Origin of the sequence: Hymenobacter sp., from assembly GCF_035709525.1 — a bacterium.
Lineage (GTDB): Bacteria > Bacteroidota > Bacteroidia > Cytophagales > Hymenobacteraceae > Hymenobacter.
In genome coordinates, this window is the sequence record NZ_DASTEP010000117.1 from 18,075 (window position 1) to 32,911 (window position 14,837).

Consider the following 14,837-nt stretch of genomic DNA (forward strand, 5'->3'; position numbering starts at 1 on the left):
GTGCGGCGCTTGGCGAGTCTGTAACGCTAAGCTCCAGCTTGGCGCTACGTCAGGCGAGCAAACGCAGCGCTAAGCTCCGATTTGGCATAACACCGGCTTGCGCCTGCAAAGTAACGGGCAGGCGGGCGCCGGGCTAGGGCTTTTATATTATTAAATACGCTACGGACGCCAAAACGACACAGTTTGGCGCGGTGGGTTGCCACCTTTGGCCCGCTCCTCTTGCTTTGCCATGCGCGCCCCCGCCTTCTCCCCGCCCCTGCTGGCCGACATCCTGCTCCACGAGTGGGAAGACTACACGTTTCCGCCCCACACGGCCGCCTACGCGGCGGCCCGGCCGCTGGCCGTGGCAGCGCTCGCGGCGGCGCTAAGCCAGGTAGCCTACCGCCGCCCCGGCGACCTGGCCCTCGACCTCGAAGACATCCGCGCTACCCTGCGGCGGGCGCGCAGCTTCGGCCTCGGCTGCGCCACCGATGCGGGCCCCGGCCGGGCCACGCGCCTGGTGCCCGCCGCCGTGGCGGCATGCCAGCGGGCGCACCTCGGCCCGCCCCCCGCCGGGCCGCCCGTGGTGGCGCTACTCGCCCTGGCCAGCCACCCCGCCGCCGAGCTGGAAATGGACGAGCTCTCCAAAATCGTGGAAACCCTGCAAGCCACCCTCGGCCCCGACGTGGAAATCACCTTCTGGCACGGCGGCGAGGCGGTGCTGCCGCAGGCTGCCGTGCAGCTCTGGCTGCTGCTGGGGTATGCAGCATGACGTTTCCCCAAACTCGCGTAAGTGCGGGCTGCCGGCTTTTCGCCGGCTGTCCGCTCATCGTTGCAAAGCTCGTTGCACGACAAGCGGACAGCCGACAGCCCGCACGCTCAAACGTTTCTAAATATATTGCACCTCACCCTTACTTATTTCATCAAAAAGCATGAGAACAATCTGGCTACACCGCATCAAACATCATCTTGAAGTTTCATTAGGACTTCTCAAACAAGGCCAACTCACTATTGGCTTTTCTGATTTTGCCAACGAGGAGTTTCTTCGTGAACTAGATTCTAGCGGATGGGAAGCGCTGGAAGATGCTTTTGCTTCAGAGTGGGGGGAAGACAGCAGAAAAGCTCGTATTAGATATAATCTCTGGCGTTTTGTACAGGAGATGAAGCAAGGCGATTGGGTAGTAGTACCGCAATGGGAAGAATTTTCAATCTATAAAATCATTGGTGAATCTTCTCAACCAATCGGAAGTCTTCCGCATGATAACCTCACCGATTGGCACAATAACCCAGTTAGTATGCGTAATGGATTTCTTCACCGAGAAAATGGCGAGCTGATTGATTTAGGATTTTTTTGGCAAGTAAAACCGATTGCCACCAATCTTGCACGCTACGACTATGCAGATGCAGCACTTACAGCGCGCATGAAAATATATAGCACTAATGCTAATATTTCTGATTTGCGCGAAAATGTTCAGAAAGCACTCGACAGCTTTGCCGCAAACAGCCCCCTGAACTTACACCTGCAACTCATGGAGTCAATGGTGCCCCAGGTACTAGCTACACTACGTCAGGAGTTGAATCCCGACAAAATGGAGCGGCTAGTAAAGTGGTACTTTCAACGAATCGGGGCTGCACAGGTAGCTATCCCTGCTAAAAACGCTTCTGGGAAAGTAGGTGACGCTGATGTCATAGCCACTTTTGAGGCTATCAAGACCATTATTTATGTGCAAGTAAAATTTCACAGGGATGAAACATGTGATTGGGCTTTAGAGCAAATAGATAACTACGCTAAAGACCGTGAATTAGCAGATACTGATAACGGGTATTCGCATATCAGTTGGGTAATTTCTACTTGTGATAATTACTCGGCCGATAGTCTTATTATTTCCAAAGAGAAAAAGATAAAGCTTTTCGACGGTCAAACATTTACCAAGATGTTACTAGAGGCTGGCATGACCGGAATCGACAAAGCTTTTGAGTAAAACGCAGTTGTTGTTTAAAGTTGTTTAGTTAACCCCATGCCCGCCCACCTTCACCTTCTTCGCCAGTTTCACTTGGTGCAGCGGCTGCAAGCGGTGCGGGGGCGGGCCTTGCCGTTTGCCGAGCTGCGGCGCTACCTGCTCGAACACCCCAGCCTGGGCGACTACGGCGGCGGCTACGAGCTGCGCACGTTTCAGCGCGACGTGCGCGAGGTGGTCGACCTGTTCGGCATCAGCATCAAGAGCCGCCGGGGGCAGGGCTACTACATCGCCGAAACCGAACAGCTGCCGCCCGGCTGACCGCAGCTGTTCGCAGCCGTTGAACTACAGGCGTTTCTGCGGCTGCCGGCGGCGCTGGCCCCGTTTGTGCAGCCCGAAACGCGGCGGCCATTGGGCCTTGAGCACCTGCGGCCACTGCTGCGGGCGGTGCAGGCCCGGCGCGTGGTCGATTTCACGTACCAGAAGTTTTGGGACGACGCACCGGGGCATCGCACCGTGGAGCCGCTGCTGCTCAAGGAGTTTCGGGGGCGCTGGTACGTGCTGGGCGCGATGGCCGTGGGCCGGCGGCGCGGGAAGCTCACCTGCTTCGGCCTCGACCGCATCAGCGGCCTCGTGGTGTCGGAGCGGGCGTTCATCCCGCCGCTCGGCTTCGATGCGGCCACCTACTACGCGCACGCCTTCGGCATCATCCGGCCCGAGGCAGCGGCGGTGCCCCAGGAGGTAGTGCTGCGCTTCCGGCCCGAGCAGGGGCGCTACGCGCTGAGCTACCCGCTGCACGCCTCCCAGCGGCTGGTGCGGCAAAACGCCGATGAAATCGTGCTCACCCTCACCGTATTCGACACCCACGACCTGCGCATGGAGCTCCTCAGCTACGGCCCCGAGGTGGCCGTGCTGGCCCCGCCCACCCTGCGCGACTGGCTGCAAGGGCAGCACGCCGAGGCGGGGGCCTTATAGTCCGTAGCGCCGTAAAACAAGAAACCCCAGCCGCTTGAGCGGCTGGGGTTTCTTGTTTTATGCAAAACTAGCGAGCTATGCTACACCTTGAAATACGTTGGCCCATTCCAGTTGCAACTCGGGTAGCGTGTGGCTGCGTATCGGGCCTATCTCGTCGTATACGCCAGTAGGCTGGTATTCGCCATTATGCAATACAAACGTGGTTATACTCTGCTCGCCGGGAAATACAATCCAATACTCCGCCACGCCGTTCTCGGCATAGAGTTCAAACTTGGTTTTGGTATCGTACACCGCCGTGCGGGGCGAGATAATTTCAATAACCCATTCGGGTGCCCCCAGGCAGCCACGCTTATCAATTTTGGTTGGGTCGCAGATAACACATAAGTCAGGCTGCACCACCGTGCGTATCTGGTCGTCGCCATTACCCGTACTGCGCCAGAGCCGTACATCAAAAGGCGCGGCAAATACCTGGCAGGTTTTACCGACCAAGAAATTGTCTATCAGGCGACTAAAATTCATGGAGCACCGCTGATGTACGGTCACTGGCCCCGACATTTTGCGAACGACATGCCCGCGCACCAATTCCACCAAATCGGTGAATTTCCAACTCAGGTAATCGGCGTAGGTGTACGACTTGCTCAGGTCAAGCTGCGAGATATCGGTGATGACTTCCATGAGAATTGCCTGTGAATTAACGCCTAGCGGCGGCCCATGCCGGGCATTCCGCCGCCCTTCATGCCGCCCATCATCTTGGCCATCTGGGCCATGCCGCCTTTGGTCTGGCTCATCTTGTTCATGGTGCGCATCATTTTGCGCATGTCCTCAAACTGCTTCATCAGCGCGTTTACCTGCTGAATATCAGTACCCGAGCCCGCCGCGAGGCGGCGGCGGCGCGAGCCGTTGATGATGTCGGGCTGGGCGCGCTCCTGCTTGGTCATCGAGCGGATGATGCTTTCCACGGGCTTGAAGGCGTCGTCGTCAATCTCCACATCCTTCATCATCTTCGACGCGCCGGGAATCATGCCCACCAGGTCTTTCAGGTTGCCCATCTTCTTGATTTGCTCGAGCTGGCCCAGGAAATCGTTGAAGTCGAACTGGTTTTTGCGAATCTTGGCGTTGATGCGCTTGGCCTCGTCCTCGTCGAACTGCTGCTGGGCGCGCTCTACCAGCGAAATCACGTCGCCCATGCCCAGGATGCGCTGGGCCATGCGGTCGGGGTAGAAGAGGTCGAGCGCCTCCATTTTCTCGCCCGTCGAGATGAACTTGATGGGCTTCTCCACCACCGCCCGAATCGAGAGGGCCGCCCCGCCGCGGCTGTCGCCGTCGAGCTTGGTGAGCACCACACCGTCGAAGTTGAGGCGGTCGTTGAAGGTTTTCGCCGTATTCACCGCGTCCTGGCCGGTCATCGAGTCCACCACAAACAGCGTTTCGCTGGGGTTGATGGCGCGTTTCACGGCTTCGATTTCGCGCATCATCTGCTCGTCCACGGCCAGGCGGCCGGCGGTGTCGATGATGACTACTTTCTTGTTGTTTTGCTTGGCGTAGGCGATGGCCTTCTGCGAAATCTCGACCGGATTCTTGTTTTCCGGCTCCGAGTACACCTCTACCCCGATTTGCTCGCCCAGCACCTTCAGCTGGTCGATAGCGGCCGGGCGGTACACGTCGCAAGCTACCAGCAACACGTTGCGGTTCTGCTTCTTAATGAAGCTGGCGAGCTTGCCGGCAAAGGTCGTTTTGCCCGAGCCTTGCAGGCCTGAGAGCAGCACCACGGCCGGGTCGCCCTTGATGGTGATGTCCTTCTTTTCGCCGCCCATGAGCAGGGTCAGCTCATCGTACACGATTTTGACCATGAGCTGGCCCGGCGACACCGTCGTGAGCACGTCGCGGCCCATGGCCTCATCCTTAATCTTATCGGTTACTTCTTTGGCGACCTTGTAGTTAACGTCGGCATCAACGAGCGCCCGCCGGATTTCCTTGATGGTGGCGGCTACGTTGATTTCGGAAATGGAGCCCTGCCCTTTGAGGGTCTTGAAGGCTTTGTCGAGCTTGGAGGAGAGGTTATCGAACATAAGTAGAGAGTAGTAGCAAGTTTAGGAAGCGCGGCGCATTTGCTCTTCAAGCGCCAACACGCGGCGGTGCAGCTCGGCATTGGTCGGCTCTTCGGCTTCGAGCTGGCGCAGGCGCGTCTGCTGGCTGGTATTTTCTTCGGTAAGCCGGCCGGTTTGGTCGAAGGTGGCACTGAGGCGGCGGTTAGTCACCTGCGCTTCCGCTTTGATGTCGCGAATATCTTCTTTCACCTCGCGCACTTCTTCCGTCAAGTGGTCAACGCGCCCAGTGAGCGCGTCAAACTTGTCTTCCATACGCACGAAGCCATTCAGCATGGTTTCGTTTAGCTGCGTAAACCGTTTTTCAAAGGTTTCGCTCAGACGGTCAGTGGCCTTTATCTGGTCAGCCATCAGCGCTAGCAATTCGGTGGCTTGCTCGTTAGTCATGGGAGAAGTACGCGTGTGGGAAGCGCCAAAGTTACGACAAGCCTAGCCGTGCCGGGCGCGTAGTTTTGCCAACAAAAACCAGCTATCCAACGTGCCCCATTCCGCTCCGCTCCGCCTGCTCGTCCTCACCTACTACTGGCCGCCCTCGGGCGGGGCCGGCGTGCAGCGCTGCCTGAAATGGGTGAAATACCTGCCCGAGCTGGGCGTAGAGCCCACCGTGATAACCGTGGACCCCGACCAGGCCAGCTACCCCGTGCGCGATGAAAGCCTGCTGCGCGAGGTGCCGCCCGGCGTGCGCGTCATCCGCACGGCCACGCTGGAGCCGTTCGAGTCGTACCAGAAGCTGACCGGCCGCGCCGTGCCGCACGGCGGCTTTGCCAACGAGGGCAAGCCCAGCGCTGTGCAGCAGGCCATGCGCTTTGTGCGGGGCAATTTCTTTTTGCCCGACCCGCGCCGGGGCTGGAACCGCTACGCGCTGGCGGCGGTAGACAAGCTGCTGGCGGCCGGCGAGAAGTTCGACGCCGTGCTCACGTCATCGCCGCCGCACTCCACCCAACTCATTGGCCTGGAGATTCAAAAGAAGTACGGCCTGCGCTGGCTCGCCGACCTGCGCGACCCCTGGACCGACATTTACTACACCAAAGACCTGCACCGCACGCCGCCCGCCGCCTGGCTCGACGCGCGCTACGAGCGCCAGGTGTTAACGAAAGCCGACGCCGTGCTCGTCACCAGCCCCGAAACCGAGCGCCTCTTCCGCCGCAAGCTACCCGACCTCGCCAAGGGCAAGATAGTAGTGCTGCCCAATGGCTACGACGAGCCTGATTTTCAGCAACCCTCGGCCCCACCGGCCGACTGCCTGCGCGTTACGCACGCGGGCACCATCTCGGCGCGCTATCGCATTGAGAACTTGTTAAAAGCCATTGCCGAGACGCAGCAGCGCTACCCGCAGGTGCCGTGGCGGCTGCGCTTCGTGGGGCAGGTCGATGCGGGCGTGCGGGCGCAGGTAGCGGCGGCCGGGCTGGGCGAGGCTACCGAATTTCTGCCCTTCGTGCCGCACCAGCAGTCGGTGGCTTATCTCCTAACCAGCAGCGCGTTGCTGATGGCCATTCCCGACGTGGCGCTGAACCGGGGCATTTTGCCGGGTAAGGTTTTCGAGTACCTTGCCGCCCGCAAGCCCGTGCTGTGCGTAGGCCCGGCTGGCTCGGATGCTGATAATGTGCTGCGCGAAGCCGGGGCCGGCCAGACGCTGCCTTATGATGACTATGCCCTGATGCTGAGCAGCCTGGCGCAACTGGCGCAGCAGTGGCAACAAAGCCCCAACCTTGACCTGACTGATACCACGCCCGCGCACTACTCGCGGCGCGGGCAGGCGGCTCAGCTGGCTGAGCTGGTGCGGGCGCTGAGCCGGGTGTAGCGTAAGCTTTAGCTTGCGAGCGAGCGCAGCGAGCAGCCGCGCTGGCGAACGTCAGCTAGCGTAGATGCTCGCTGCGCTCGCTCGCTAAAGCTTACGCTACACTGTATTTTTGTGGTTTCCCCTTAGACTATCTCAATGGCCCTCGACCTCAACGGCAAGTCGCTGCTCATTACGGGCGGCACCGGCTCCTTCGGCAAGCAGTTTGTACGCACCGTTTTCAAGCAATTTCCGCAGGTGCGGCGGGTTATCGTGTTCTCGCGCGATGAGCTGAAACAGTACGAGATGAGCCAGGAGTTTCCGCACAGCCAGTACCCGGCCATCCGGTTTTTTATCGGTGATGTGCGCGACGCCCAGCGCCTGCAACGCGCCTGCGAGGGCGTGGACATCATCGTCCACGCCGCCGCCCTCAAGCAGGTGCCCGCCGCCGAGTACAACCCGATGGAGTGCATCAAAACCAACATTTTCGGGGCCGAAAACGTGATAAACGCCGCCCTCGACTGCGGCGTGAAAGACGTAGTAGCCCTGAGTACCGACAAGGCCGCTGCCCCCATCAACCTCTACGGCGCCACCAAGCTGTGCTCTGACAAGCTCTTCGTGGCGGCCAACAACATGAAGGGTTCTAGGGATTTGCGCCTCTCGGTAGTGCGCTACGGCAACGTCATCGGCTCGCGCGGCTCGGTAGTGCCGTTCTTTTTGCAACAGCGCAGCACGGGCGTGCTCCCCATCACGCACCCCGACATGACGCGCTTCAACATCTCGCTCGAAGAAGGCGTGGACCTCGTGCTCTACGCGCTGGAACACGCCTGGGGCGGCGAGATTTTCGTGCCCAAAATCCCGTCTTACAAAATCACCGAAGTAGCCCGCGCTATCGGCCCCGACTGCGAGCAGAAGATAGTCGGCATCCGCCCCGGCGAAAAGCTGCACGAGGAAATGATAACCCAGACCGACGCCCTGAGCACGGTGGAACTCGCTCGCTACTACGTTATTGTGCCCGCCACGCCGCTGTGGGATGTCGATAAGTTCATCCAGCATTTCGACGGCCGGCGCGTGCCCGAAAACTTCCACTACGACTCGGCCAATAATACCGAGTGGCTGTCGGCCGAGCAGATTCGGGAGGAAATCCGGCTGCACGTCGATGCCAGCTTTGCAGGGTAACTCCGTGTAGTATAAGCTTTAGCTTGTGGACGTGCAGGGCTAACCCGCTAAACGCATCACAAGCTAAAGCTTATGCTACATTAGCCTGGTTTTTGGGTGTACTTTTACCGCGCCGGCACGTGCTGGCGTTGTTATTTCCCACCCTCACCGTTACCCCATGAAAGTTACCGTAGTTGGGGCTGGCAACGTGGGCGCTACCTGCGCCGACGTGCTCGCTACCCGTGAAATTGCCAACGAAGTAGTGCTGGTTGATATCAAGGAAGGCATTGCCGAAGGCAAAGCGCTCGATATCTGGCAGAAAGCACCCATTATCGGCTACGACTCGCGCACCGTGGGCGTCACCAACGACTACAGCCGCACCGCCGGCTCGGAGGTAGTAGTGATTACCTCAGGCCTGCCCCGCAAGCCCGGCATGAGCCGCGACGACCTTATCGCGACCAACGCTGGCATCGTGAAATCGGTAACCGAGCAGGTGGTGGCCCACTCGCCCAACGCCATCATCATCGTCGTGTCGAACCCGCTCGACGTGATGACCTATCAGGCGCACCTCACCGCCAAGCTGCCCCGCGAAAAGGTATTCGGCATGGCCGGCATTCTGGATACGGCCCGCTACCGCGCCTTTTTGGCCGAGGCCCTGAACGTGAGCCCCAAAGACATTCAGGCCGTACTCATGGGCGGCCACGGCGACACGATGGTGCCGCTGCCCCGCTACACCACCGTGGGCGGCATCCCCGTAACGGAGCTTATTGGCAAAGCCGAGCTTGATGCCATCGTGCAGCGCACCGCCGTGGGCGGCGGCGAGCTCGTGAAGCTCATGGGCACCAGCGCCTGGTACGCGCCCGGCGCGGCGGCCGCCCAAATGGTGGAGGCCATCGTGCGCGACCAGCGCCGCGTGTTCCCGGTGTGCCTGGAGCTGCAAGGCGAGTACGGCATCAACGGCGTGTACCTCGGGGCGCCGGTTATTCTGGGCAAAAACGGCGTGGAGCGCGTGATTGAATTACAGCTCAACGACGAGGAAAAAGCTCTGCTCGAAACCTCGCGCGGCCACGTGAAAGAGGTAATGGACGCCCTCGACAAGATGAGCGCCAACCCGGCGGCCGAATAGTTTAAGCCTCCTTTTTAGTAGAAAAACCTCCGCCTCGTTTATTTGGGCGGAGGTTTTTTTATTTAGGGAAACAGCTTATAAATATCCTTACGGTTTACCACGCGCACAAATTCCACGGTTTGCTGAGTCACCAACAGGCCAATTCTGAAATCGCCAACCCGAATTCAATACGCATTTTTGAAACCTTTCAACTTCTTTACATTTTGGATTTCAGAGAAGCTAACGACCGCTTCTACCGCCAGAATAATATCAGCTACTTCGTCCTTTAGCTCGGCCGTTGGCAACTTGCCAATGTCTTTAAGAAAGTGTCGATTAAACGCTGTTTTCACACTCGCCCCAGCTTACGCATCACGGCAGCCCGCGAAACTTTGGGCGCATCGGCGGCCTCACGCAGGAGCATTGCCAGCCCCAAATCCTCCTTTTCTTCGTCGGATAAGGTTTTGGTGGCGGTATTCATTTTTTTGAGTAGCGCCGTTACCAGCTTAAGCTCAGCTGGCGAGGAAGGAGAAACGAGCAAAGATGTCATAGCCGTAGCAAGTAGTTGAGAAGCTGTTAATAAAGCGAATTTACGGCACCGGGCTGGTAAAACGTTTATGCCGGGCATGCGCCTTTTTCCGGTCTAAGCTACCTTTGAAGCCTGCCTATGCCCGCTTCCGCCCCCGCCACGCTGCTCATCCAAACCGCCTTTATCGGCGACGTAATCCTGGCCACGGCGCTGGTCGAATACCTGGCGCAACACGAGCCCGGCCGGCCGCTCGACGTGCTGGTGCGGCGCGGCAACGAAGGCCTTTTGGCCAGTAATCCACACGTGCGGCAGGTACTTATCTGGGATAAGAAGACCCAAAAATACCCCAACCTGCTGCGCCTGCTGCGCCAAATCCGGCAAGCCGAGTACAGCCGCGTCGTGACGCTGCAACGCTTCGCCAGCACGGGGGTTCTCACGGCGTTTTCGGGGGCGGCCGAGCGCGTGGGCTTTACTGAGAATCCGTTTAGCCGATTTTTCACGCGGCGCGTGCCGCACGTTATTGGCGATGGCACGCATGAGGTAACCCGTAATCTGCGGTTAGTTAAGAGTGAAGAGTTGAGCATGAAGAGCTCCCCACACGAGTTAACTCTTCACTCTCAACTCTTCACTCCCCGCCTCTACCCCACCCCGGCCGATGAGGCTGCCGCCGCGCCCTACGCCGCCGTGGGCGAGTATATCTGCCTGGCTCCTACCTCGGTGTGGCTTACCAAGCAGTACCCCGAAGAGAAGTGGCTGGAGCTACTGGCTGCTCTGCCGCCCGCGCTGCCCGTGTACCTGCTCGGCGGCCCGCCCGACACGGCTGCCTGCGAGCGGCTGGCCCAGGCGGCCGGCCGGCCGGGGCTGGTCAATTTATCGGGCAAGCTCTCGCTGCTGGCGTCGGCGGCGCTCCTGCGCGGGGCGGTGCTGAACTACGTGAATGACTCGGCCCCCATGCATTTGTGCTCGGCGGTGAATGCGCCAGTGTGCGCCATTTTTTGCTCCACGGTGCCCGCGTTTGGGTTTGGGCCACTGAGTTCGTTTTCGCGCATCGCGGAGCATCCGGGGCCGCTGGCGTGCCGGCCGTGCGGGCTGCACGGGCACGCGCGCTGCCCACTCGGGCACTTCCGCTGCGCGCATGAAATCGAAACCGGCCAGCTACTGGCCGCGCTGGCCGACGCGCGGGCGTGGCGCGCCAGCCGACCGTAGCACCGGCCGGATGCGGGCTATTTTTGGCAGTACCTTTTGCTTTCGATGACTCTTACTCGTACTTCCGGCTGGCTGCTGGGTGGGCTGCTGCTCGCCGCTGGCTGCCAGCGCCACGCCGTACCCACAGCCGCTACCACGCCCGCGTTGCCAGCTATAACAGCCCTACCCGTCGAAGCCGGCGTGTCGCAGGCGCTGGCCGAGGCGCGCAAGCAATTGCTGAGCCAGTTGAATTACGCGCTCAGCCTCAACATTCCGAGCGAGAAAACCCAGCCCATTGGGGCGGAGGAAACGATTACGTTCGCGCTGCGCGACAACCGCCAGCCGCTGCAACTCGACTTTAAAGCCCCGGCCGACCACCTGCACAGCCTGGCCGTGAATGGCCAGCCGGTGGCCATCGACTACCGCAACGAGCACCTCGTGCTACCCGCCAGCGCGTTGCGCATGGGGCGCAACGAGGTCAGAATCACCTTTACGGCCGGCGACCAGTCGCTAAACCGCAACGCCGACTACCTCTACACGCTGCTCGTGCCCGACCGCGCGCGCACGGTGTTTCCGGTCTTCGACCAACCCGATTTGAAGGCGGTTTTTACGCTCAGCATCACCACGCCCGCCACGTGGCAGGCGGTAGCCAACGGGCCGCTGCGCGACTCGTTGCGCACGGGCGCTGGCAAAACCCACCGCTTCGCGCCTTCCGATTCCATTAGCACCTACCTGTTTTCCTTCGCGGCGGGCAAGTTCACGCCCTTGCGCCAGGTAGTAGGCGGGCGGCCCATGAATTTCTACCACCGCGAAACGGACTCGACCAAAATCCGGCTGAGCGTGCCGGCCATTTTTCGGCTGCACGGCGAGGCGCTGGCTTTTATGGAACAGTACACGGGCCTGCCCTACCCGTTTCAGAAGTTCGACTTCACGAGCATCCCCGACTTTCAGTACGGCGGCATGGAGCACGTGGGCAACATCGACTACAAGGCGGCCAGCCTTTTTCTCGATGATGGCGCGACCAAGGACCAGCTGGTGGCCCGCCAGAACCTCATCGGCCACGAAACGGCCCACATGTGGTTTGGCGACCTGGTGACCATGCGCTGGTTCAACGACGTGTGGATGAAGGAGGTATTTGCCAATTTTATGGCCGATAAAATGAGCGGCAGCGCCCAGAGCGACGACCAGCTGCTCAAGTTTCTGACCGACCACTACCCCGCCGCCTACGCCGTCGACCGCACGCCGGGGGCCAATGCCATCCGGCAGGCGCTACCCAATTTGCAGGATGCGGGCTCGCTCTACGGCAGCATCATCTACCACAAAGCGCCCATCATGATGCGGCAGCTGGAGGGGCTGATGGGCGAGGAAAACTTCCGGGCCGGCGTGCGCGAGTACTTGCAGAAATATGCCCACGGCAACGCTACCTGGCCCGACCTCATCGCCATCCTGGACGCCCACACGCCCGCCGACCTCGCTGCCTGGAACCAGGTATGGGTGAACGAGCCGGGCCGGCCGGTATTCACCTACGAAGTGCGGGGCGAGGCCGGCAAAATCACGGAACTTCTTATTCACCAGCACGCTGAAGACGGGTCAGCCCGCATCTGGCCGCAGCGGTTCGATGTGGCGCTGGTGTCGCCCACCGGCCAGCTGCTCAAGCTCGGCGACGTGAGCTCCGACCAGGCCACCGTGGCGGTGCCCTGGGCCGTGGGCCAGCCGCTGCCCGCCGTGGCGCTGCTCAACTACCACGGCCTGGGCTACGGCGTGTTTCCGGTGTCGGGCAGCCTCACCAGCCGCCTGGGTGCGCTCACCGACAAGGGCTTGCTGCACGAGCAGCCCAGCGTGCGGGCGGCACTCTACATCACGCTGTATGAAAACATGCTCAGCAGCCCGCGCGGCGCGAGCCGCGAGCTACTTGACATTTACCAACAGCAGCTCGCTCACGAAACCAACGAGCTCAACATCAAGCTCCTGACCAATCAGCTGAGCGATATTTTCTGGAAATTCACGCCCGCGACCACCCGCGCTACCCGCGCCCCCGGCCTCGAAGACGCCCTGTGGCAAGCCATGCTGGCGCAGCGCACGCCGGGCGCGCAAAAGCTGTATTTCAAGGCCTACCAGAGCATTGCCCTGAGCCCGGCCGCGCAGGCGCAGCTTTATAAAATATGGCAAACCCAGCAGCCCCCGGCCCAGGTCAAGCTGACCGAAGATGACTACACCAGCCTGGCTTTGGCGCTGGCCGTGCGCGACTACCGCGCCCCGCAACCCATTCTACCCGAGCAATTAGCGCGCATCAAGAACGTGGACCGCCGCCAGCGGCTGGAGTTTTTGATGCCCGCGCTCTCGCCCGAGGTGGCCGTGCGCGACCAGTTCTTCGCTTCGCTCAAAGACGAGAAAAACCGCGAAAAGGAAGCCTGGGTAGCCTCGGCCCTCGGCTACCTGCACCACCCGCTGCGGCAGGCCACGTCGGAGAAATACTTGCCCGCCAGCCTGGATTTACTGACTGAAATTCAAGCTACGGGCGACATCTTTTTTCCGGCGGCGTGGCTCTCGGGCACGCTGGGTGCGTACCGCTCGGCCACGGCGGCGCGCACGGTGCAAGCGTTTTTGGCGGCGCACCCGGCGAGTAGCTACAATCCGCAGCTGCGGCTCAAGCTGTTGCAGGCGGCCGATGACCTGATGCGGGCGCAGAAGATGTAGCGCGGACTTTCAGTCCGCCCGCGAATTGGGCGATGTTATCGCGGCCTACCTTCTGTACTTATTCGCGGACTAAAAGTCCGCGCTACAGGCCCGAACTTTGCGGCTTTATTTTGCTTATAGGTAGTAATGCTAGACTACGAAATTCACGAGTATCCTAACGGTATTCGCCTGCTGCACAAGCAGGTTTTACACACCAAAATCGCGCACTGCGGCTTTCTACTCGACATCGGCTCGCGTGATGAGAAAGACCACCAGCAGGGCCTGGCGCACTTCTGGGAGCACATGGCCTTCAAGGGCACGCACAAGCGCAAGTCGTTTCACATCCTGAACCGCCTCGAAACCGTGGGCGGCGAGCTCAACGCCTATACCACGAAGGAAAAAATCTGCTTCTACGCCACGCTGTTGAGCACGCACTTCGAGCGGGCATTTGAGTTGCTTACCGACCTCACGTTCAACTCTATATTCCCCGGCCGCGAACTGGAGAAGGAGCGCGGCGTGATTCTGGAAGAGATGAGCATGTACCAGGATGCGCCGGAGGACGCCATCATCGACGACTTCGATACCGTCGTGTTTGGCAAGCACCCGCTGGGCGTCAATATTCTGGGCACCCGCGAAAGCGTGAGCGGCTTTCAAAGCGCCGATTTCCATACCTTCTACGACGAGAATGTGCGGACGGACCGGCTGATTTTCAGCTCGGTGAGTAATCTACCATTCAAGGAAGTAAAGCGGCTGGCCGACAAGCTACTGGCCCCTATTCCAGCGCGGCTGGGGGCGCGGCCGCGGCTGCCGTTTGGCGGCTATGTGCGACAAAGCCAAGTCGAGGCGCGGCCCATTTCGCAGGCGCACTGCCTGCTGGGCGGCCCGGCCTACGCCGTTACCGACCGGCGGCGCATCCCGTTTTTCATGCTGAATAACATTTTGGGTGGGCCGGGCATGAACTCGCGCCTCAACCTAGCGGTGCGTGAAAAATACGGGCTGGTGTACACCATCGACAGCAGCTACTCGGCTTATACCGACACGGGCTTGTTTGGCATCTACTTCGGCACTGAAGGCAAGCAGCTGAACCGCACGCTTGGGCTAGTGCAAAAAGAATTGAAGCTACTGCGCGAGAAAGAGCTGACTTTCAGCCAGCTGCACGTGGCCAAAAACCAGCTAATGGGCCAGCTCGCCATGAGCGAGGAAAGCAACTCGGGCCTGATGCAGCTGCTCGGCAAGAGCACGCTCGACCTGGGCCGCATCGAGCCGCTGAGCGAGATTTTTGGTCGCATCGAAGCTGTGACGGCCAGCGAGTTGCGCGAGCTGGCGAATGATATTTTGACAGAGGATAATCTGAGTTTGCTGCAATACGTGCCGGAGGGCAAATAGCGCTACC

14 protein-coding genes are annotated in these 14,837 nt (G+C 60.2%); 10 read left to right on the plus strand and 4 right to left on the minus strand.

Going from position 1 to position 14,837, the window contains the following annotated elements; all coding sequences use genetic code 11:
- Positions 1-229: 229 nt before the first annotated feature.
- From VFO93_RS09750 to VFO93_RS09765, 4 genes are all read left to right on the plus strand, one after another.
- On the plus strand, positions 230-751 hold the full coding sequence (locus VFO93_RS09750; RefSeq protein ID WP_325134177.1) for a hypothetical protein: 522 nt from the start codon (positions 230-232) through the stop codon (positions 749-751).
- 160 nt (positions 752-911) lie between these two features.
- Positions 912-1,961, plus strand: a complete 1,050-nt coding sequence (locus tag VFO93_RS09755) for a restriction endonuclease (RefSeq protein WP_325134178.1) — start codon at positions 912-914, stop codon at positions 1,959-1,961.
- 36 nt (positions 1,962-1,997) lie between these two features.
- Positions 1,998-2,258: a hypothetical protein gene (locus tag VFO93_RS09760; RefSeq protein ID WP_325134179.1), complete on the plus strand. Its 261-nt coding sequence runs from the start codon at positions 1,998-2,000 to the stop codon at positions 2,256-2,258.
- A 66-nt stretch (positions 2,259-2,324) separates the two neighbouring features.
- On the plus strand, positions 2,325-2,912 hold the full coding sequence (locus tag VFO93_RS09765; protein WP_325134180.1) for a WYL domain-containing protein: 588 nt from the start codon (positions 2,325-2,327) through the stop codon (positions 2,910-2,912).
- Positions 2,913-2,987: 75 nt separating this feature from the next.
- Here VFO93_RS09765 and VFO93_RS09770 read toward each other — a convergent pair whose 3' ends face one another.
- From VFO93_RS09770 to VFO93_RS09780, 3 genes are read right to left on the minus strand one after another with little or no spacing between them, the layout of a single operon-like run.
- Positions 2,988-3,587, minus strand: coding sequence for a Uma2 family endonuclease (locus tag VFO93_RS09770; RefSeq protein ID WP_325134181.1), 600 nt, complete (start codon positions 3,585-3,587; stop codon positions 2,988-2,990).
- Between the two features lie 23 nt (positions 3,588-3,610).
- Entirely contained in the window at positions 3,611-4,981 is a 1,371-nt protein-coding gene (gene ffh / locus VFO93_RS09775) for a signal recognition particle protein (protein ID WP_325134182.1), read from the minus strand.
- Between the two features lie 21 nt (positions 4,982-5,002).
- Positions 5,003-5,404, minus strand: coding sequence for a hypothetical protein (locus VFO93_RS09780; RefSeq protein WP_325134183.1), 402 nt, complete (start codon positions 5,402-5,404; stop codon positions 5,003-5,005).
- Positions 5,405-5,495: 91 nt separating this feature from the next.
- Between VFO93_RS09780 and VFO93_RS09785 the strand changes: the two genes are divergently transcribed.
- The 3 genes from VFO93_RS09785 to mdh all read left to right on the plus strand — a co-directional run bounded on the left by VFO93_RS09785 (position 5,496) and on the right by mdh (position 9,078).
- Positions 5,496-6,818 carry a glycosyltransferase family 4 protein gene (locus VFO93_RS09785; RefSeq protein ID WP_325134184.1) on the plus strand — a complete coding sequence of 441 codons (1,323 nt, stop codon included), beginning with the start codon at positions 5,496-5,498 and terminating at the stop codon, positions 6,816-6,818.
- Positions 6,819-6,953: 135 nt separating this feature from the next.
- Entirely contained in the window at positions 6,954-7,973 is a 1,020-nt protein-coding gene (pseB, locus tag VFO93_RS09790) for a UDP-N-acetylglucosamine 4,6-dehydratase (inverting) (RefSeq protein WP_325134185.1), read from the plus strand.
- A gap of 157 nt (positions 7,974-8,130) precedes the next feature.
- Positions 8,131-9,078: a malate dehydrogenase gene (mdh, locus tag VFO93_RS09795; protein ID WP_325134186.1), complete on the plus strand. Its 948-nt coding sequence runs from the start codon at positions 8,131-8,133 to the stop codon at positions 9,076-9,078.
- 325 nt (positions 9,079-9,403) lie between these two features.
- On the opposite strand, the gene VFO93_RS09800 is transcribed toward mdh, so the two are convergent.
- Complete coding sequence (locus tag VFO93_RS09800) at positions 9,404-9,535, minus strand: hypothetical protein (RefSeq protein ID WP_325134187.1); 132 nt, start codon at positions 9,533-9,535, stop codon at positions 9,404-9,406.
- Between the two features lie 186 nt (positions 9,536-9,721).
- Here VFO93_RS09800 and VFO93_RS09805 point away from each other — a divergent pair, with 186 nt between their 5' ends.
- The 3 genes from VFO93_RS09805 (at position 9,722) to VFO93_RS09815 (ending at position 14,830) form a co-directional block, all read left to right on the plus strand.
- Complete coding sequence (locus tag VFO93_RS09805) at positions 9,722-10,789, plus strand: glycosyltransferase family 9 protein (RefSeq protein ID WP_325134188.1); 1,068 nt, start codon at positions 9,722-9,724, stop codon at positions 10,787-10,789.
- 45 nt (positions 10,790-10,834) lie between these two features.
- The gene (locus VFO93_RS09810) at positions 10,835-13,465 is read left to right on the plus strand and encodes a M1 family aminopeptidase (protein WP_325134189.1); all 2,631 of its coding nucleotides are present in this window, start codon (positions 10,835-10,837) and stop codon (positions 13,463-13,465) included.
- Positions 13,466-13,591: 126 nt separating this feature from the next.
- Positions 13,592-14,830, plus strand: coding sequence for a pitrilysin family protein (locus VFO93_RS09815; protein ID WP_325134190.1), 1,239 nt, complete (start codon positions 13,592-13,594; stop codon positions 14,828-14,830).
- The last annotated feature ends 7 nt before the right edge of the window (positions 14,831-14,837 follow it).